The sequence below is a fragment of the Pseudomonas sp. S2_B10 genome, from assembly GCF_054668425.1.
Map to the genome: position 1 here is coordinate 5,852,161 of NZ_CP162768.1, position 18,376 is coordinate 5,870,536.

17 protein-coding genes are annotated in these 18,376 nt (G+C 59.9%); 13 read left to right on the forward strand and 4 right to left on the reverse strand.

Annotated features, from left to right (window positions below):
- Positions 1 to 5: 5 nt before the first annotated feature.
- The 8 genes from AB4O45_RS26315 to AB4O45_RS26350 all read left to right on the forward strand — a co-directional run bounded on the left by AB4O45_RS26315 (position 6) and on the right by AB4O45_RS26350 (position 7,912).
- Complete coding sequence (locus AB4O45_RS26315; RefSeq protein WP_460160852.1) at positions 6 to 1,805, forward strand: DUF2341 domain-containing protein; 1,800 nt, start codon at positions 6 to 8, stop codon at positions 1,803 to 1,805.
- Positions 1,806 to 1,816: 11 nt separating this feature from the next.
- On the forward strand, positions 1,817 to 2,242 hold the full coding sequence (locus tag AB4O45_RS26320) for an ExbD/TolR family protein (protein ID WP_003201710.1): 426 nt from the start codon (positions 1,817 to 1,819) through the stop codon (positions 2,240 to 2,242).
- A 3-nt stretch (positions 2,243 to 2,245) separates the two neighbouring features.
- On the forward strand, positions 2,246 to 2,950 hold the full coding sequence (locus tag AB4O45_RS26325) for an energy transducer TonB family protein (protein ID WP_122692655.1): 705 nt from the start codon (positions 2,246 to 2,248) through the stop codon (positions 2,948 to 2,950).
- Positions 2,951 to 2,989: 39 nt separating this feature from the next.
- Complete coding sequence (locus AB4O45_RS26330; RefSeq protein ID WP_056785750.1) at positions 2,990 to 4,687, forward strand: putative porin; 1,698 nt, start codon at positions 2,990 to 2,992, stop codon at positions 4,685 to 4,687.
- Positions 4,688 to 4,704: 17 nt separating this feature from the next.
- Positions 4,705 to 5,334 (forward strand): DNA repair protein, encoded by a 630-nt coding sequence (locus AB4O45_RS26335; protein WP_460160853.1) that lies wholly within the window; start codon positions 4,705 to 4,707, stop codon positions 5,332 to 5,334.
- 17 nt (positions 5,335 to 5,351) lie between these two features.
- On the forward strand, positions 5,352 to 5,822 hold the full coding sequence (locus AB4O45_RS26340) for a YbjN domain-containing protein (RefSeq protein ID WP_460160854.1): 471 nt from the start codon (positions 5,352 to 5,354) through the stop codon (positions 5,820 to 5,822).
- On the forward strand, positions 5,819 to 6,766 hold the full coding sequence (locus AB4O45_RS26345) for a peptidylprolyl isomerase (RefSeq protein ID WP_460160855.1): 948 nt from the start codon (positions 5,819 to 5,821) through the stop codon (positions 6,764 to 6,766). Before AB4O45_RS26340 ends, AB4O45_RS26345 begins: the two co-directional genes overlap by 4 nt.
- Positions 6,767 to 6,931: 165 nt before the next feature.
- Positions 6,932 to 7,912, forward strand: a complete 981-nt coding sequence (locus tag AB4O45_RS26350) for a LysR substrate-binding domain-containing protein (RefSeq protein WP_460160856.1) — start codon at positions 6,932 to 6,934, stop codon at positions 7,910 to 7,912.
- Positions 7,913 to 8,506: 594 nt separating this feature from the next.
- Here the strand turns inward: AB4O45_RS26350 and AB4O45_RS26355 are convergent.
- The 3 genes from AB4O45_RS26355 to AB4O45_RS26365 form a co-directional block, all read right to left on the reverse strand.
- Positions 8,507 to 8,866 (reverse strand): DUF6124 family protein, encoded by a 360-nt coding sequence (locus AB4O45_RS26355; RefSeq protein ID WP_095179914.1) that lies wholly within the window; start codon positions 8,864 to 8,866, stop codon positions 8,507 to 8,509.
- Positions 8,867 to 9,338: 472 nt separating this feature from the next.
- Positions 9,339 to 11,921, reverse strand: coding sequence for a hypothetical protein (locus AB4O45_RS26360; RefSeq protein ID WP_460160857.1), 2,583 nt, complete (start codon positions 11,919 to 11,921; stop codon positions 9,339 to 9,341).
- A 402-nt stretch (positions 11,922 to 12,323) separates the two neighbouring features.
- Positions 12,324 to 12,683: a DUF6124 family protein gene (locus AB4O45_RS26365; protein ID WP_252878118.1), complete on the reverse strand. Its 360-nt coding sequence runs from the start codon at positions 12,681 to 12,683 to the stop codon at positions 12,324 to 12,326.
- A 627-nt stretch (positions 12,684 to 13,310) separates the two neighbouring features.
- Here AB4O45_RS26365 and AB4O45_RS26370 point away from each other — a divergent pair.
- On the forward strand, positions 13,311 to 13,829 hold the full coding sequence (locus tag AB4O45_RS26370; RefSeq protein ID WP_460160858.1) for a GNAT family N-acetyltransferase: 519 nt from the start codon (positions 13,311 to 13,313) through the stop codon (positions 13,827 to 13,829).
- 1 nt (position 13,830) lies between these two features.
- Here the strand turns inward: AB4O45_RS26370 and AB4O45_RS26375 are convergent, their stop codons facing one another.
- A complete protein-coding gene (locus AB4O45_RS26375; protein ID WP_095179921.1) occupies positions 13,831 to 14,523 on the reverse strand; it encodes an aspartate/glutamate racemase family protein in 693 nt (230 codons plus the stop codon).
- A gap of 197 nt (positions 14,524 to 14,720) precedes the next feature.
- Between AB4O45_RS26375 and AB4O45_RS26380 the strand changes: the two genes are divergently transcribed.
- The 4 genes from AB4O45_RS26380 (at position 14,721) to tpx (ending at position 18,212) form a co-directional block, all read left to right on the forward strand.
- Positions 14,721 to 15,212, forward strand: coding sequence for a hypothetical protein (locus tag AB4O45_RS26380; RefSeq protein WP_375123667.1), 492 nt, complete (start codon positions 14,721 to 14,723; stop codon positions 15,210 to 15,212).
- 429 nt (positions 15,213 to 15,641) lie between these two features.
- Positions 15,642 to 16,616, forward strand: coding sequence for a hypothetical protein (locus AB4O45_RS26385; protein WP_150635397.1), 975 nt, complete (start codon positions 15,642 to 15,644; stop codon positions 16,614 to 16,616).
- Positions 16,617 to 16,745: 129 nt separating this feature from the next.
- Positions 16,746 to 17,423, forward strand: a complete 678-nt coding sequence (locus AB4O45_RS26390; protein WP_071172345.1) for a DUF3313 domain-containing protein — start codon at positions 16,746 to 16,748, stop codon at positions 17,421 to 17,423.
- Between the two features lie 288 nt (positions 17,424 to 17,711).
- On the forward strand, positions 17,712 to 18,212 hold the full coding sequence (tpx, locus tag AB4O45_RS26395; protein ID WP_076563099.1) for a thiol peroxidase: 501 nt from the start codon (positions 17,712 to 17,714) through the stop codon (positions 18,210 to 18,212).
- Positions 18,213 to 18,376 lie beyond the last annotated feature (164 nt).

Sequence of the window (18,376 nt, forward strand, 5' to 3'; positions counted from 1 at the left end):
CGTCCATGCAACGCCTCTTCCTTTCGTTGTTGATCTGCCTGGGCTTCGTGCTCCCGGCCACGGCTCAGGCCTGGTGGCAGGACGACTGGCATTACCGCAAACAGATCGCCGTCGACACCACACCGCAGGGCGCGGCGATCAATCAGGCCCTCGGCCGCACCGCGCTGCTGGTGCGCCTGCACACCGGCAACTTCACCTTCGACGGCGTGAAAGAGGACGGCTCCGATCTGCGCTTCGTCGCTGCCGACGACAAGACCGTGCTCAACCACCAGATCGAAAGTTTCGACGCGCTGATGGGCATGGCGCTGATCTGGGTCGATGTGCCGAATGTCGAGGGTGGCCAACGTCAGGACATCTGGATGTATTACGGCAACCAGAAAGCCCCGGCTACCGGCAACGGCCAACTGACTTTCGATCCGAATTACACCGCGCTGTATCACTTCGACGGCGCCACCGGCACCCCGGCGAAAGACACCGCGGCGTACGGCAACACCGCGCAAAGCGCGACCGGCACAGCGATCGATGGCGTCGTCGGCCGTGCGTTGCAGTTCAGCGGTCAACCGTTGCTGCTGCCGGCCAGTCCTTCACTGCAACACAACGCCGGCAGCGCGTTCACTTTCAGCGCCTGGCTGCGTCTGGATCAGGCGAGTGGCGAGCAACTGATTCTCGCTCGACGCGAAGGCTCGCAGAGCCTGCTGATCGGCGTTAGCCAAGGCCTGCCGTTCGTGGAAATCGACGGCCAGCGCGCCGCTGCCACCCAAGCGCTGGCGCCGGGGCAATGGCAACACCTCGCACTAACCGCCGAGGGCTCGAAAGTCACCCTGTACATCAACGGTCGCGAGAGCGCTGCATTGGCCCAGGCGATGCCGGCATTCAACTCGGTCATGGCCATCGGCGCTGATCTGCAGGAAGGCGCGTTGCAGCCATTCTCTGGCGCCATCGACGAACTGCGCCTGTCGAAAATTGCCCGACCTGCTGCGCTGTTGCTGGCCGATGCCACCTCGCAAGGCGCCGAGTCGAAACTGGTCGCTTACGGCGTCGATGAAGAGCAGTCCGGCTTTGGCTTCGGCAGCCTCGGCTTCCTCCTTAACGCGGTGCCGATCGACGCTTGGGTGATCATCGCCGTGCTGGTGCTGATGATGTTCCAGTCGTGGATCATCATGCTGCGCAAGAACCGCAGCCTCAGTCGCGTCACTGCGGCCAACGAAGACTTTCGCGTGCAATTCGCCAAGGTCGGCACGCGTCTGGAAATGTTCGCCGACGACGCGCAACTGGCTCAGCGTCTGCAGCATTCGTCGCTGTGGCGCCTGTATCTGGTGGCGGTCAAAGAGATCCGCACCCGCCGCGAGCAGGGCGCCGATACCTCGTCGGTCTCTGCCGCGACCATCGAAGCCATCCGCTGCTCGATGGACGGTGTGCGCACCCGCGAGAACCAGCAACTGAGTTCGAAACTCTCGACCCTGTCCAACGCCATCGCCGGCGGTCCGTATATCGGCCTGCTGGGCACGGTGCTGGGGATCATGGTGGTGTTCCTCGGCACGGCGATGGCCGGCGACGTGAATATCAATGCCATCGCGCCGGGCATGGCCGCCGCTCTGTTGGCCACGGCGATGGGCCTGTTCGTCGCGATCCCCGCGCTGTTCGGCTACAACCGCCTGATCACCCGCAATAAGGAAGTCAGCGCCGACATGCGCGTGTTCGTCGACGAGTTCATCACTCGTCTGGCGGAGATGCATGGCGAGAGCCAATTCAGTGAGGCGTCGCACCAGCGCGGCCATCACGCCAACCACTCCGTACCGGCCTGAGGAGCACTGCCATGGCGTCCGTAAATGCCTCCCACGACGATGATGACGATGCCGCAGTCGACAGCATCAACATCACCCCACTGGTCGATGTGCTGATGGTGGTGCTGGTGATGTTCATCCTCACCGCCACCGCGCAGGTCTCCGGGATCCAGATCAACCTGCCCAAGGCCAGCGCTTCGGTGTCGCTGTCGGAGGCCAAGACCAAGGCGATCTCGGTCAACGACGGCGGCCAGGTGTTCCTCGATGCCTATCCCGTGACGTTGGCGGAGCTGGAAGAACGCCTGCGCATCGAGAAAGCGCAGAGCCCGGATTTTCCGGTGATCGTGCGTGGCGATGCGACGGTGCAGTACCAGAAAGTCATCGAAGTGCTGGATCTGCTGCGCCGGCTCGAACTGTCCCAGGTCGGTCTCGTCACCGGCAAACCGAGTCAGGGCTGAGTCATGACCGCACAACTCCCGATCGAACCGCCGCCCGTGAAAAAGTCGCCGTTGCGTTATGTGAAGTGGGGCGCCGGATTGCTGGTCGGCGCACTCGCCGCGTGGTTCCTCTGGCAGTGGGCCAACGACATGGCCGGCGTGCGTCGCGAAGCGCCGAAGGTGCCGACGATCATTCCGTTGCCGCCACCGCCACCACCGCCGCCGGAGAAACCGCCAGAGCCGGAAACGCCGGTGGAAGAAAAAGTCGTCGAGCCCGAGCCAACGCCGGAGCCGGAGGAGGTCAAGCCTGAAGAAGAAGCACCGCCATCGCCGGCGGACGACCTGGCCAACCCGATGCAAATGGACGGCGACGCGCAGGCCGGCAGCGACGCTTTCAACATCGGCGCGGGCAAGGGCGGCGGCATGGCCGGTGCCGGCGGCGGGCGTTTGGGTACGGGCACGTACAGCCAGTTTCTCGCGTTCACCTTCCAGCGTTTGCTGCGCGAGAACCCCGAGCTGCGCAACCTCGCGTTCTCGCTGCAGGCCGATGTCTGGCTGAGCAGCGTCGGCGAGATCACCCGTGTCGAGCTGATCAAGTCCAGCGGCAACCCGCAAATCGATACCCAGGTGCTGGCCGCTTTACGCGGTGCGCCAGCGCTCAGCGAAAGGCCTCCGGCCTCCATCACTTTGCCCGTGCGCCTGTCCCTGCAAGGGCGGCGTCCGGGTTAATTCACTTATTCAAGCTTTGGCAAAAGGAGTTGTGTGCAGATGATTTCCAACGTGAATCGATTGTCCCTGGCGGTCGGCATGGTCATTGCGACCCTGGTCGGTCAGGCGGTGGCAGCGCCTGCGCCTTCGGAGAACGCCACGATCAATCTGATCCGCTTGCTGGTCGAGCAGGGCATTCTCAAACAGGACAAGGCCGACGCGCTGATCGCCCAGGCCCAGAACGAAGCGGCGCAGGCCAAGCAGGCTGCCGCGTCCACTGCCGTAGCGGCCGGGCCGGTCGCCGCGCCGGGGGATGTGCGCGTGCAGTACGTGCCGGCAGCGGTGCGCGACCAGATCCGCGATCAGGTCAAAGCCGAGGTCATGGCCACCGCCAAACAGGAAAACTGGGCCGCGCCCAATACCTTCCCGGACTGGGCCTCGCGCATCAGCTTCGACGGCGACATTCGCCTGCGTGACGAATCGCGTTACTACTCGGGCAACAACAGCAACGAAATCGTCGACTTCGCCAAGCTCAACAACAATGGCCCGTACGACGTGAATCCCAACAGCAGCACCAGTCTGCCGCCGTTGCTCAATACCCGCGAAGACCGCGAAAACCTCTTTCGCCTGCGCGCACGCCTGGGCATGAAAGCGCTGATCTCCGAGGAATGGACCGCCGGCATTCGCATCGGCACCGGTTCGGACAACAATCCGGTATCGACCACGCAGAACCTCGGCGGCGGCTTCGCCAAGAAGGACATCTGGCTCGATCAGGGCTATCTGACCTGGAAGCCAATGGACGAATTGACTCTGACCGGCGGGCGCTTCGCCAACCCGTTCATGTCCACCGACATGCTCTATTCCAATGACCTGAATTTCGATGGTGTGGCGGCGATTTTCGATCACAAGCTCAACCGCGATTGGGGCGTGTTCGGCACCGTCGGCGCATTCCCGGTGGATTACACCAACGACACCTCCAGCAGCAACGGTTTCGACAAGGAAGAGAGCGACAACAAGTGGCTGTACGGCGCTCAGCTCGGCGCGAAATGGGCGATCAACAGCAACAACCGCCTCAAAGGTGCGCTGGCCTATTACCGCTTCGATGACATACAGGGCCAGCGCTCCAGCCCCTGCGAACCGTGGGCCGGCGCACCGGGTTGCGACAGCGACGGCACTCGCGCAGCGTTCATGCAGAAGGGCAACAGCGTGTTCCTGCTGCGTGACATCACGCCGAACCCGCTCAACCCGAGCGCTACGCCGCAGCCGCAATTCGTCGGGCTTGCGTCCGAATTCAACCTGCTCGATCTCAACGTCGTGTGGGACGCCGACCTGCCGCAGGACTTCAAACTGCGCAGCCAGGGCAACTACATCCACAACCTCAGCTACGACGAAGGCGACATGCGCAAGCGCTCCGCCGGGCAGATCGTCAACAACCTCGACAGCAACGGCGAGATCGAAAGCGGCGCCAACGCGTGGATGGTGCAGTTCACCCTCGGCAACGCGCTGGACCTCAAGCGCAAGGGCGACTGGAACCTGTTCGCCGGCTACAAGTACATCCAGCCGGACGCCTTGCCCGACGGCTTCAACGACTCGTCGTTCCACCTCGGCGGCACCAACGCCAAGGGCTATTTCATGGGCGGCAACTACGGCCTGGCGAAGAACGTTTCCGCCACGGGTCGCTGGATGAGCACCGAAGCGGTGTACGGCGCGCCGTTCGACATCGACGTCTTGCAGCTTGAGATCAACACGCGCTTCTAAGGCGCCGGGAGAGCTTTATGAACACGCGTTTTCTCGCGCTGGGCCTGGGTTTGTTGATTGCCACCGGGGCGAACGGCGAAGGCATGGAAGAACGCTTGCGCACGCAACTGCGCAGCACCACCCAGCAATTGCAGGCCCTGCAAAGCCAACAGGCCCAGGCCAGCGCCGCGCAACTGGCGGCGCAGAACGAAGTCAAGGCAGCCCAGGCGCAAATCAAGCAATTGACCGCCGAACTGGCCAAGGCCAAAGGCCTCGCCGAGCAACTCGCCGGGCAGCAACAGAGCCTGCACAGCCAGGCTCAGGCGCAAGTGGCGGCCAGTGCCGAGCAAACCGGCAAGTTCAAAAAAGCCTATGACGAATTGCTGGTCCTCGCTCGCGGCAAGGAAGCGGAACGCTCGAAGCTGCAAGCACAACTGGCGGAACGTGACACACAAGTGCAGCAATGTTCAGCAAAGAATCAGCAAATGTACGGCGTCGCCAAACAGATCCTCACGGCCTACGAAAACATCGACGTCGCCGAAGTGATGAAGATCCGCCAGCCCTTCGCCGGCAGCGCCCGGGTCAAGTTCGATGAACTGGCCCAGGGCTTCGGCGACGAGCTGTACAAAACCCAATTCGACGCGCCGCAAGCCGCGATCGCTCACTGATAACAAGGAAGAAAGACATGACTCAATTGATCACCCACGTTTCCCCGCAATCGCTGACCGACGTCCTGCAAGCAGCCGGTTATCGCGTCAACCAGAGTGAACAGAACGGCATCGTCCAGCTGCTCAGCGCCAGTCAGGGCATCGGCTACGCCGTGCGCTTCGGCAACCCGGCGGTGGAGCAGGGCAGCTTTGTTGATTTCACTTTCAGCTGTGCGCTGCGCGTGCAGGGTGATTTGCCCCAAGGCGTGGCCGAGCAGTGGAACGCGACGCGGCGGTTTGCACGGTTGTCGTTGCAGGGCGAGTTTCTGCTGATGGAAATGGACGTGGTCGTGGCCGCAGGGGTGAGCAACGAGCACCTGCGCTGCAATCTGGAGTTGTGGGATCGCCTGTTGCAGGAGTTCATCGTTTACCTGCGCGATTTCAGCCAGACCACTGCTGTGCAAGCCGCCAAGTCCGCTGTCGCCGAAGCAGAGGAAGCCGCGCTGTGAAGAAGCCTGCCATGGTGATCGGCGCCGGAGCGCTGGCGTTGTTGGTGGTGGCCGTGGCGCTGGTGCTGCGACCGGGAAGTGATCCGGTCGCCGCCCAGCAGCCGTCGCCGTTGCCGGCGGTTGCAGCCGGGCCAGCAGTCGCGCGGTTGGGCAATCAGCAGGTTTCGCCAGAGGAATTGCAGGCGCTGCTGGCCACCGTCCCGGCGCAAACCCGCGAGCAATTGCGCGGTAACCGTGAGGCGCTGGAGCGCTGGATTCGTGCGCGGCTGACCGAGAAAGCGGTGCTGGAACAGGCCGATGCGCAGGGTTGGGCGCAGCGTCCGGACGTCGCCCGGCAGACTCGCGCAGCGACTGAGCAAATCGTGTTTCGTGATTATTTGCGCTCGGTGAGTCAGGTGCCGGCGGAGTATCCAAGCGCAGCTGAATTGCAGCAGGCGTACGACGCCGGCAAGGCCAATTGGCAGACGCCGCCGATGTACCGGGTCAGTCAGATTTTCCTTGGCGTCAGTGACGCAGCGAATGTGGAAACGGTGCGCAAACAAGCCGCTGAATTGAGCAAGAAGGCGCAATCAGCACCGGCTGATTTTGCGGCGCTCGCTACGCAATATTCGCAGGATCGCGTCACGGCAGAGCGGGGCGGTGATACCGGCCTGCAACCGTTGCAACAACTGGTGCCGGAAGTGCGCAGCGCCGTGGCGCGGCTCAAGGTGGGCACCGTGTCAGATCCTGTGCAAAGCGCCGCCGGTTTTCATGTAATCAAACTCACCGAACAGCAACCGGCCCGCACCGCGACGCTGGAGGAACTGCGCGACCAACTGACCCAGGCCCTGCGCGCACAACGCCAGGAACAGATCGCCCAGGCCTATCTGGACGGCATGCTCAACACCGCCACCCTGAGCATCGACGGCGCTGAACTGAACAAAATCCTCGAGGAAAAACACTGACGTCAGCCGAACACCAATCACCCCTGTGGGAGCGAGCCTGCTCGCGAATGCGGTGGGTCAGTCAGCGAAGATGTTGAATGTGCCAACGTTTTCGCGAGCAGGCTCGCTCCCACAGGGGTCCAGGGCGCATTCAAGACAACTACAAAGATCGACAGGGAGTCATCAATGTCATTCACCGAACCCGCAGGACGCCCGGGCACCGTTGATTATCAATCGCCGCAATCCCGCTCCGAGCCCTGGCTAAACCAGGCCGCGACCATCGACAGCGAAGTCGCCCAATACTTCCTGGTCAGTGCTCGCTGCGGCTGCTTCATGCAAGCCGCGCGCAGCCTCAACGTGCGCTCAACTGTATTGCGCAAACAACTCGCGCAACTCGAACAGCAACTGCAACGCAGCCTGTTCAGCTTCCAGGGCAGCGCCCTCAGCCTGACCCGCGAAGGCCAACAGTTGCAGGCCCGACTCATCACCCTGGCCCACGAACGCAAACTCCCGGTCATCGAACAGCCACTGATCCGCCTCGCCGTCGCCGCATCCATCCTCCACGACATCCTCGGCCGCGACCTCATCGCACTGCTGCGGCGCAACGCCAGCCTGCGCCTGGAAATTATTGCTCTGGATAGCGAACTGGCCTTGCGTGCGGTCAGTGCCGACATCGTCCTCTGGCTCGCTCCTGGCGAACGCCCAAACCCCGGCCCGACCTTTGCCACCAGCGAACCGCAACACCTCGCGCGGATCGAGTATCTGCCGCACATTGCCAAGCGCTATTCGCGGGTGACAGCGCGACCGGAAACGCCGGAAGATCTGGCTGATTTCATGTTGGTGCAATGGCAGCATGACCGACAGGTTGAGAGCTTTCGGCCGTGGAATGAGTTGGTGGAGGAGAGGTTGGCTGGGGTGGTGCAGATGCAGTCCTATGAATTGATGCTGGAGATGATTCGCTGCAGCGCGTGCATCGGCTTGCTGCCGGCATACATGAGCCGCTTCGACCGTGGCCTCATCGCACTGCCCGGATTATTCGCCGAACCGATGCAGCTACACGCGTGGCTCGCCGTCAACACCGACTCGCAAAACTCCCCCGAAATCAAAACCCTCACCGACCTCATCCAGCAAACCTTCAACGAACGCCACGAATGGTTCCAGCCTTAATCCGCCCCCGTGTAGGAGTGAGCCTGCTCGCGAAAGCAATCCGCCAGTCGAAGCCTCAGTGACTGACCCACCGCCTTCGCGAGCAGGCTCGCTCCCACAGGAATCTTCATTGCTTACGCGTTGATCGTTCCCACGCTCCGCGTGGGAATGCAGCCCGGGACGCTCTGCGTCCCCACCAGAGCTGGAACGCGGAGCGTCCCTTGAGGCATTCCCACGCAGAGCGTGGGGACGATCATCAAAACCTTCAACGAACGCCACGAATGGTTCCAGCCTTAACCCGATCCCCTTGTAGGAGTGAGCCTGCTCGCGATGGCGCCAGCCCAGACACCACACCCGTAACTGAACAAACCGTATCGATAGTGGGAGCGAGCCTGCTCGCGAAAGCAATCCGCCAGTCGAAGCCACAGTGACTGACAAACCGCATTCGCGAGCAGGCTCGCTCCCACAGGAATCTTCATTGCTTACGCGTTGATCGTTCCCACGCTCCGCGTGGGAATGCAGCCCGGGACGCTCTGCGTCCCCACCAGAGCTGGAACGCGGAGCGTCCCTTGAGGCATTCCCACGCAGAGCGTGGGAACGATCATCAAAGGCCCGCTACTGCGGCAACTCCAGATTATCAAGCACCCGATTCACTGCCAGTTCGCCGAGCATGATCAACTGCGCAATCCCCATCAGCGTTCGGCGCTGCGATGGTTTCACCAGCCCGGCGAACTCCTGGGCGATGGTTTTGGCCGAGGCGAGGGTTTCGCAGGCGTTAGCCAGCAGGTCTTCGTTTTTGGTGTCGGCGGTGACGGCGTACATGGCGCGGGGGCTGAACGGCGGTGGGGTCGAGCCGGGTGGGCAGAAGTAGTGGTCGAGGGCGCGGTCGGCGGCTTGGTGAAGTTTTTTTGAGTCGAGGGATTCGTAGGGAGAGGTGGGGTCGGATTCGGGTGGGTTGGGTGTGGGTTTGATCATGGGTGAAGCCTCTAGAGTGGTGAAGCTGCCACCGTTCGCTGCTAACGAAGGAGGTGGCGGCTGTACGTGGGTTAGCAGACCAGGACTCTAGAACCCGGCGCACCGAAGTGCCCCACGCAAAGCCGCCATAACGGCAAGACCTTGTGCGTCTAGAGATAACCCGGGCTGCTAAACCCGATCACTGAACATTCAGCGACCGGACCACAATAGAACCCGCTCCCAAGGCGCACAAGCCGGCGGATTCTGGCGTAGCTGTAGGCAATGGCGCAAGATTTTGTAGCCTGGAAGGCGTGTCTGGAGGTGCCCTTTAAACACCTTCGTTTAAATCAAAGAATTGCGCAAACCTGACGGTCCTTTCGCGATCAGAAGAGAAGCCTGGATCGCGCTTCGCTGTTTAAATCACTGGTTAAATAAATCCGCCCTTTTTCCGAATACCGGTGGTTAACCTCTCTTGTTGAACCGTTGTGTAGTTTTAGGCCCTGGCCACGCAGACCGCTGTGTAAGCAAAAGGGGACGTAGCACCTGTTGATGCCGATATAAAACTGGTCTTGGCCCATGTGAATTCGACCTGAGGGTTGCTAGGAAGTGTATATCCCCAAAAGTACCGGGCTTCGTAAAGCGGTCTGTATTTAATATTAAGAAGTGCAATCTCGCTTAAGTAGCTCGGAAATGGACTGCCCCCCACGCGCGCGATCCAGGCACTGGCCGCTTCGTGTGTAAAGTTGGCGCCGCCAATTAAAACCTTTTGCACGTTGCTTACTACGACAGGTATTTCTTTAAGTTGTCCGCTAGCGTCAGATACGATCACTTTAGCTGCACCATTCCCGATTGAACGAATCATGCCGTTGCCGTCCACAGATACAACGTTGGGCATGCTCGACCTGTAGGTGTACGGTGCTTGCCCGCCTGTCGCCGCCCGGGTCGCGGTTGTATCTGGGAAATCGTTTCCAGTTAATGCCCAGCCAAGCGCGGCATGGTCGACGACGTAATTTCTCCCTGAGAGATGTACGGGTGATATGTCGACCAATAGCGGTGGAACAACTTTTAGAGTTCTTGGGATGGAAACTTTTCCACTACCATACAGTGCCTTGACTTTATAGCTGTGATTTCCTGCGGTCAGATCTTCACTGTATTTCCAAACGCCTTCGTGGTTCACCGGGACTTTGATTCTAAACTCTTCTTTATCAGACACCTCGACCCATTGATCTTTCGAGGCCAAGCCTTGCATTGCTACTGAAGTGTCTGCAGTAGTTCCACCTTCCTCAATTTCGGCGTTACTTGGCAATCCTTTCACCGAATCAATCGTCGGGGCAACTTCAGCTGCCACAGTAAAACTCCGCGCGCCAGAATCAACTTCTCCACTGTGATACAACGATCTCGCAAATAACCGGTGCTTCCCTTCAGCAACAGTCACTTCTCGTGTCCAGATCCCCGTCAGCGGGTCGGCCGTCGCTCGCCCTTTGGCAACAGTGCTCGACCCATCATCATCGAACACCTCGATATCCAGTCCCTTACTGGCAGTTCCCGACAACGTTAAGCTAGTGCTGACCGTCCATCCCCCTTCCAGCACTTCCTCACCGTTCGAGTCCAATACCCTGTCCAGTGTCGGCACAACCAGTTCCACAGACTTGATCGTGTAAACCCGATCCGGAAATTTCACTGCGTTCGTTTCGATATTGCTCTTGTCCAGCGCCACCAGGTACTTAAGCGTCAGTGTCGTGCCATGCCCCAATTGCACGAGATAGCTGTTAGCCAGCGACTTCGGCCAGAAGCCTTGCCTGATCCAAGTGCTGTTGACTCTAGCTGGCAACCCAGCCCAGAGAGTCAAGTCATGTGCAGTGCCGTCCGCCTTCTTGCCCTCTAGCCGCAGCCAGCAGGGCTGTTCGGCTTCAATCAAGGTATGCAGCAGCGCATGAATGGTTGCGTTTTTGGTGCCAAGCGCCGTTATGTCGAGAAAATTGTTGGCATCGGCCTCGACAATTTTCGGGGAGTTCAAGGCGGTTGCCGGCAGCGGCAGAATGTCCAGCAGCAACACAGCCGACTCCACGGGTTTGTCGTCGCGGTCGATAAAATAACTGACTGCAACCCGTTGGCCCAGGCTGTAGGCGAGCACCGAGCGCGGTACCGCAATCTCCAGGCCGGCACTGACCAGCCGGGGCGGGCTTGGGTAGGAGCCTTCAGGGACAGCCGTCGCGCCTTGCCAGTTCACCCACAACGTGTCGGTGGGCAGTAACGAACCCTGCGGTACGAGGACTCTGATTTCCGGAGTGGTCGGACTGAACTGATTGCCGTTCATGCCACGGACGGTGGGTGCCAGCAGAGAAAGGCGACCGAGGTGAATGTCCACGCGCTTTTCACCTGACATGACGGCATTGCCCAATTGGTCAAATACTCTGAATTCCGCCACAGCATTCGGGTTGTCACCGGCACGCTGGAAGGTATCGGTGAGCAGCGTCAGGTTGATCGGGGCCGGCGCGTCGGGCACGTCGAAGCGCACGGTGGTATCGCCGAGCGCAAAAACGATGGAGTCGAAGTGGCGTCGGTTGGTGTAAGTAAACGCAAATGTCACACCTCGTGCGGCGAGCTCCGGCCCCACGCCTTCACGTACTACTTCCGGCGGAATGATCAGATCCAGAGATTCCGGCAGACGCAAATGGTAGAGGGCTAGCGTGTCCCGAGACGATTCATCGTTACCTCCTACGCGCGTGACCTTGTAATACAGGCGATTGACGCCCTGATTGAGCCAGCCGTGGGGCAAGTACAAGCGCACCCGCTGTTGTTCTTCGCCCGGGGCAACGGTCTTGCCCGTTGCGGGAGTAGGGTTGTCGTTGACGTACAGATCGACGCGGTCATCAGCGGCCATGGTCCAGGAAGCGAGCTGCATTTCCGTCCACGGATCTATCAGACATTCCAGACCCTGCGTCTCGCCATCGTAAAGCACCTTGGGAATCCCGCCTTGGGCAATGCCCTGCGGCTTCACCGGTGTGACCCAGCCCCTGATGATGACCGGATACAAGACAAACAATTCGTTGAAAATCGAAGACTGGATATCCATGGAAGCGCTCCCTGAGAATTTTGCCGTGCCGTGCCGTGCCGTGCCGTGCCGTGCATTGAATGGGATCCATCTCACTCCAGTTTGAAAAAAAGCACACCTGTCAGATCTGACAGGTACAGGCGGTATTCAGACGAGCGGTCGAGCCGGCTCTTGTTTGCGCGGTTGTTGTGGGAGCGAGCCAGCCTGCGAATTTGTCGTAATGTTCGGTTGCAATGCTGACTGCTCCGACGCTTTCGCGAGCAGGCTCGCTCCCACAGGAATCTTCACTGCTTACGCGTTGATCGTTCCCACGCTCTGCGTGGGAATGCAGCCCGGGACGCTCTGCGTCCCCCCAGAGCTGGAACGCGGAGCGTCCCTTGAGGCATTCCCACGCAGAGCGTGGGAACGATCATCAAAGGCCCGCTACTGCGGCAACTCCAGATTATCAAGCACCCGATTCACCGCCAGTTCGCCGAGCATGATCAACTGCGCAATCCCCATCAGCGTTCGGCGCTGGGATGGCTTGACCAATCCGGCGAATTCCTGGGCGATGGTTTTCGCGGAGGCGAGGGTTTCGCAGGCGTTGGCCAGAAGGTCTTCGTTTTTGGTGTCGGCGGTGACGGCGTACATGGCGCGGGGGCTGAAGGGCGGCGGGGTGGAGCCGGGTGGGCAGAAGTAGTGGTCGAGGGCGCGGTCGGCGGCTTGGTGAAGTTTTTTTGAGTCGAGGGATTCGTAGGGAGAGGTGGGGTCGGTTTGGGGTGGGTTGGGTGTGGGTTTGATCATGGTAAAGCTCCTAGAGTCGACGGAGCTGCCACCTTTCGCTGCGATACGAAATGGTTGGTGGCAGCTGTACGCGGGTCGCAGACCGGGACTCTAGAACCGGCAGACCCGAAGGTCTCCCACGTACAGCCGCCATAAAAACAGCGGGTGTTGTGCGTCCAGAGATCGACGGGCTGCGAGACCCGATCGCTGATTCGTCAGCGACCGCACCACAATAGAACCCGCCCCCAAGGCGCACAAGCCGGCGGATTCTGGCTTGGCTGTAGGCAACGACGCAAGGATTTGTAGCCTGGAAGGCGTGTCAGCAGGTGTCCTTTAAACAGCGGTGTTTAAAAAGCAAAAAATTGGCGACAGCACGGTAGACGTTTTTGCCGGGAAGCAGGTGTTGGCTATGAGGTCGCTTTCGCGAGCAGGCTCGCTCCCACAGGAATCTTCAGTGCTCACAGGGGTTGTGCCCGGGCTGGATCAAAATGTGGGAGCGAGCCTGCTCGCGAATGCAATCTGCCAGTCGAGGCTTCAGTGACTGGCCAACCGCCTTCGCGAGCAGGCTCGCCCCCACCATTGCCGCTCGCCAGATTCCAGATCAGCGGTTTAGAGTGACCAGCCACACGCTGATCACGGACCGATCCCATGTCAGACCCAACCTCCACGATCCATCTCGAACGCTCCAACGAATCCCACCTCGAAGGCATCACTGCGCTTTACAACGACCCCGCCGTTGCACGGCAAGTGCTGCAAATGCCGTTTCAATCCACCGAGGTCTGGCGCCAGCGACTTCAGGCTGATAACGAACGTGCGCTGAAACTGGTTGCCCTGGACCAAGGCGTGGTGATCGGAAATCTCGGTCTGGAAGCTTATTCCCGCATGCGCCGCGCCCACGCCGGCAGCTTCGGCATGGCAGTCGGGGCGGCTTGGCAGGGCAAGGGCGTCGGTTCGATGTTGTTGGCGGCGGCGCTGGAGGTCGCCGATAACTGGATGAATCTGCACCGCGTCGAACTCACGGTCTACGCCGATAACGAGGCGGCGATCGGGCTTTATCGCAAGTTCGGTTTCGAGGCCGAAGGGCTGTTGCGTGATTATGCGGTGCGCGACGGGCAGTGGGTCGACACCCTGAGCATGGCCCGTCTACGCAATAGCCTGAAAGCCTGAGTCAGTCGCCCAGTGCGAACGCCACTGCTGACTGCGCATGCAACTCGGTGGTGTCGAGCAGGGGCAGGGCGCTGTGTTCGGGTTTGATCAGCAGACCGATTTCGGTGCAGCCGAGGATGATTGCCTGGGCGCCACGGGCGGTCAGGGACTGGATGACGCCTTGATAGATTTCTCGCGATTGTTCGCTGATCACACCCACGCAGAGTTCGTCGTAGATGATCCGGTGCACCTCTTTGCGCTCGGCTTCATCCGGCACCAGTACGGTCAGGCCTTGGGCAATCAGACGTTGCTTGAGAAAGTCCTGCTCCATGGTGAACGCGGTGCCGAGCAACCCGACGGTGCGCGCGTCGATTTCCAGTGCAGCCTGCGCGGCGGGTTCGGCAATGTGCAAAAACGGAATGCTGATCGCCGCCTGAATCTGCTCGGCGACCTTGTGCATGGTGTTGGTACACAGCACCACGCATTCTGCGCCGCCAGCTTCGAGCCTGCGCGCGGCATCCACCAGAATCGCCGCTGCATCGTCCCAGCGCCCGGCGTGCTGGGCCTGTTCGACCGGACCGAAATCGACGCTGTACATCAGCAACTGCGCCGAGCGCAACGGGCCGAGGCGCTCGCGAACCTGTTGGTTGATCAGGCGATAGTATTCGGCGCTGGACTCCCAGCTCATGCCGCCGATAAGGCCGATGGTGCGCATTGGATTTCCTCAAGCAAATGTCAGTGTCGAGCATTCAGGGCTGCCTGAAGTTTCCTTCTGTTCGAGACTCGACGCCAGTACCGACTGACTGTACCGCCGATCTTTCCCGCAACTGTGCATCTGCAAGAACTAAACGTACGCCGCGCCGGGGATCTGCCACTATCACCCTTCGCAGGTCCTTTCCGAGGAACACCGCAATGAACGACATACAGCAACTGGGCGAAATGCTTCGCCACTATGCCGAAAGCGAAGCGCACAAGAAGCAACTGTTCACCACGCAATCGGCTGCTTGGGCGGCTCGAATTGGCGCGCTGTTCGACGAGATCGAGCAATGGCTTGAACCGGTCAAGGCGCCGAATCTGCTGGAGGTCAGTCGCGAGGCGTATGTCGCGTTCGGGCCGAGCGTGCCGGTGGAAACCTCGACGTTCAAGACGGAAAAATTGAGCATTGTGATTGCCGGCAAACCGGTGGAATTTGTGCCGGATGTGATGGGCAGCGGCGGGCAGATTTCTTTGGCAGTGATGGGGCTGACGGCGGCGCGGTACGGGAGTATTTCGCTGGTTGGCCTGGCGGATGGCGCATGGCAGTGGCGTAAGACCAATGGCTTGAAGGATCCGGATACGTTTGCCTTCGACGCCGATTTCCTTGCTCAGCAATTGCAGAGCCTGATACCTCGCGATCGCGGTTAAGATCAAAAGCTTACCCCCTCACCCCAGCCCTCTCCCCCAAGGGGGCGAGGGGGAAAGGGGGCAGACCGAGTGATGTTCAAAACTTGAGCTCGACGCGATATTTCAGGTCGACGTGAGTCCTACAAACACTTCGGTCAGTCCCCTCTCCCTCTGGGAGAGGGCTAGGGTGAGGGCAGCCCGCCGCCAGCCACAAAAACATCACGCCCAGCGCATCAAAAAGCATCTCCATCACCTGAGCCCTCAAGCAATCTGAGCATGACGCCGGGCCAGCGCCACATCCGCAGGAGGAGTGAGGCGTAGACCGGGGAAACCCTTAGGTTCGGTGCCAATCCGGTATTTTCCCTTGGGTCACTGATGGCCTTTTGGTAGAGTCGCCGTCGCCAGCGGGTTTTCGGCTGGGCGATGGAACCGAAGAAGGGAGTCTGATCAGTGAGTCCGGGTAAAAAAATCCTCGGTCTCACGGCGTCGCTTTTGCTGCTGACGCTGTGGGCCAGTTACTTTTATGTATTCAAGGAAAACCGCAACGGCCAGCTCGGCGGTGTCGGCGAAAGCACCGCGTGGTGCGGCACGCCGCCGACCAGTGAAGCGGCGTTGCTGGGCAAGGATCAACTGACCTTGCGCGTCACCAACAACCTGCGCGGCGAATTCATGGTTGGCGGCTCGCTGGTGGTTTCCGAACGAACCTTCAACCGCTACGACCTGGGCCGCAACGAACTGCGCCTGCGTCTGGAACCGCTGCAGTGGTCGTTCGGCGTCACGCCGATCTTCCTCGAGCAGGTCAAGGTGCAGCCGCTGAGCCGCAACCTCTCGTCGACCAATAAAAGCGCCTTCGCCGAACTTGAGCCTCGCGCAATCGGCGTGCACGCTCAGACTGCCGCGTTCCCCTTCGATACCTATCGCTACGGCTATAAACCGGTGCTGTATTACCTCAAGGGCAGCGAGCGCATCGACTTGCGCTTCAAGAACATCACCACGCTGATGGAGATGTCCAACACCTTTACGCCGATCCAGAAGTACAACCGCGCCGACTACATCAACGAGAAAAACTCGATGATCCGCGATGAGGACTACAAGCCGTACGGGGCGCATGAGTGCGCGTTCAGCGTCGAACGCAAAGGCTCGTTCAAGGTCGTGGTGCTGTTGCTTCTGCTGGTGCTGTGCCTGCCACTGATGCTGGTGTTCTACCGCGATGAACCGGGGATCGACTTTCTCGCGACGCTGGTGGGAATTGCGGTGGTGCGTACATTGCTGATCGGGCCGGTGGAAGATTTCCAGCTATACAACATCGACTTCTTGTTTGGCGCGGCGATTCTGCTGGTGGGAACGGTATCGCTGATCAAGGCGATGCGCGCCAATAGCCGGCGAGAGATGGCGTTGCGCAGTGGCGAGACATCGTCCTGGTAATACCGGTTGGCGAGGCACACGCGCTGTCGGATGTGAACTTTGCAATTGGCCATCGCATTTGCCGGGGTTTTGGCTATACCTGTATCTCCCCTATGCAAAATGTCTTGGCCTTCTCAAAGGAATTACAGCATGAAGCTAGCCGTCGTGATGGGCACGCTGTGCATTGCCACCCTTGGCGTGGTGGGTTGTTCCAGCAAAACCGTCGAGCCTGACCAGTATTCCGGCTTTCTCAAGGATTACAGCCAGCTGAAGGAGGCCAAGTCACCCTCTGGTGCCGAGGTGATGCGCTGGATGGACCCGAAACTCGACATCAATAAATTCACCAGCGTTTACGTAGAGCCAAGCCAGCTCTACCCGAAGCCGCAAGCCACCGAGAAAATCCCCCAGCAGACTCTCAATGGCATAACCAGTTATTACGATCAGGCGCTCAAGCGCGAACTCGGCAAATCGCTGCCGTTGGCCGCAGGTCCCGGGCCGGGCGTAATTGTGGTGCGTCCGGCGATTACCGCAGTCAGCAGCAAGACCGAAGGCCTGCAAGTCTATGAAGTGATCCCGATCGCACTGGTCGCCGCAGCGGTAAGTACGGCCTCTGGCATCCGCGACCAGGAAACCACGCTGGCCACCGAAGCGGTATTCATGGACGGCGCGACCAATCATGTCATCGCGCAGGTGGTGCGCAAAGGTACCGGCAAACCGCTGGAAAACTCTTCCCAGGTGATGAAAGCCGACGACATGAAAGCGGTGATCGATGGCTGGGCAAGCGATCTGCATCAGTCCTATCTGAAACTCAAATCTGAAGCCAAATGATGCAGTAAGGCCGGTTGCCTTGTCGCGAGCAGGCTCGCTCCCACACTGGATACGTATTCAGTATGGAAGTGAGCCTGCTCGCATTTCGGTGTATCAGTTCCGAATGTGCTGCATGGCACAACGCTTTTGCTAGCAGGCTCAGCCCTACAGGAAAGCTGCGGTGGGTTGTATACAATGTCACCGCTCAGCACCCAACAATTTCCAACAGGGCATAGGTCGTCAGCCGATTTCGTGGTTAACTTCCGCCTCTTGCATGCTTTCCAATCAAAAAACAGAAGGACTCAAGTCATGGCTCAAGTCACCCTCAAAGGCAATCCGGTTCAAGTCAACGGCCAGTTGCCACAAGCCGGTTCCAAGGCGCCAGCCTTTTCCCTGGTAGCCGGCAATCTGTCCGACGTCACCCTGCAAGACTTCGCCGGCAAGCGCAAAGTCCTGAACATTTTCCCAAGCGTCGACACCCCGACCTGCGCCACCTCCGTGCGCAAGTTCAACGCCCAGGCCAACGACATCAGCAACACCGTGGTGCTGTGCATCTCCGCTGACCTGCCATTCGCCCAAGCACGCTTTTGCGGTGCTGAAGGTCTGGAAAACGTACAGAACCTGTCGACTCTGCGCGGCAGCGAGTTCATCGAAAACTATGGCGTGGCCATCGCTGACGGCCCGCTGAAAGGCCTGACCGCTCGCGCCGTTGTGGTGCTGGATGAAAACGACACCGTTCTGCACAGCGAACTGGTCAAGGAAATCGCCGAAGAGCCTAACTACGAAGCGGCACTGTCCGTTCTCAAGTAAGGCTTTTACAATTGTTAACGGCCTGGCCCTGTCCAGGCCGTTTTCATTTGTGTATCAGGGTTTTGCCTCACACCTTGAAACGTAAGTGGAAGGTAAATTGCCGGTAAAGCTGCTTTGCTTAAATCCACTCAGTGCTTATCGTTCAGCCTCCCGTAATAGAAGCC

Excerpts from the sequence above, each read along its gene's own strand:
- AB4O45_RS26375 (WP_095179921.1), bottom strand. The coding sequence starts at position 14,523 with ATGCGCACCATCGGCCTTATCGGCGGCATGAGCTGGGAGTCCAGCGCC.
- AB4O45_RS26355 (WP_095179914.1), bottom strand. The coding sequence starts at position 8,866 with ATGATCAAACCCACACCCAACCCACCCGAATCCGACCCCACCTCTCCC.
- tpx (WP_076563099.1), top strand. The coding sequence starts at position 17,712 with ATGGCTCAAGTCACCCTCAAAGGCAATCCGGTTCAAGTCAACGGCCAG.
- AB4O45_RS26335 (WP_460160853.1), top strand. The coding sequence starts at position 4,705 with ATGAACACGCGTTTTCTCGCGCTGGGCCTGGGTTTGTTGATTGCCACC.
- AB4O45_RS26360 (WP_460160857.1), bottom strand. The coding sequence starts at position 11,921 with ATGGATATCCAGTCTTCGATTTTCAACGAATTGTTTGTCTTGTATCCG.
- AB4O45_RS26315 (WP_460160852.1), top strand. The coding sequence starts at position 6 with ATGCAACGCCTCTTCCTTTCGTTGTTGATCTGCCTGGGCTTCGTGCTC.
- AB4O45_RS26350 (WP_460160856.1), top strand. The coding sequence starts at position 6,932 with ATGTCATTCACCGAACCCGCAGGACGCCCGGGCACCGTTGATTATCAA.
- AB4O45_RS26320 (WP_003201710.1), top strand. The coding sequence starts at position 1,817 with ATGGCGTCCGTAAATGCCTCCCACGACGATGATGACGATGCCGCAGTC.
- AB4O45_RS26325 (WP_122692655.1), top strand. The coding sequence starts at position 2,246 with ATGACCGCACAACTCCCGATCGAACCGCCGCCCGTGAAAAAGTCGCCG.
- AB4O45_RS26330 (WP_056785750.1), top strand. The coding sequence starts at position 2,990 with ATGATTTCCAACGTGAATCGATTGTCCCTGGCGGTCGGCATGGTCATT.
- AB4O45_RS26380 (WP_375123667.1), top strand. The coding sequence starts at position 14,721 with ATGAACGACATACAGCAACTGGGCGAAATGCTTCGCCACTATGCCGAA.
- AB4O45_RS26340 (WP_460160854.1), top strand. The coding sequence starts at position 5,352 with ATGACTCAATTGATCACCCACGTTTCCCCGCAATCGCTGACCGACGTC.
- AB4O45_RS26370 (WP_460160858.1), top strand. The coding sequence starts at position 13,311 with ATGTCAGACCCAACCTCCACGATCCATCTCGAACGCTCCAACGAATCC.
- AB4O45_RS26365 (WP_252878118.1), bottom strand. The coding sequence starts at position 12,683 with ATGATCAAACCCACACCCAACCCACCCCAAACCGACCCCACCTCTCCC.
- AB4O45_RS26390 (WP_071172345.1), top strand. The coding sequence starts at position 16,746 with ATGAAGCTAGCCGTCGTGATGGGCACGCTGTGCATTGCCACCCTTGGC.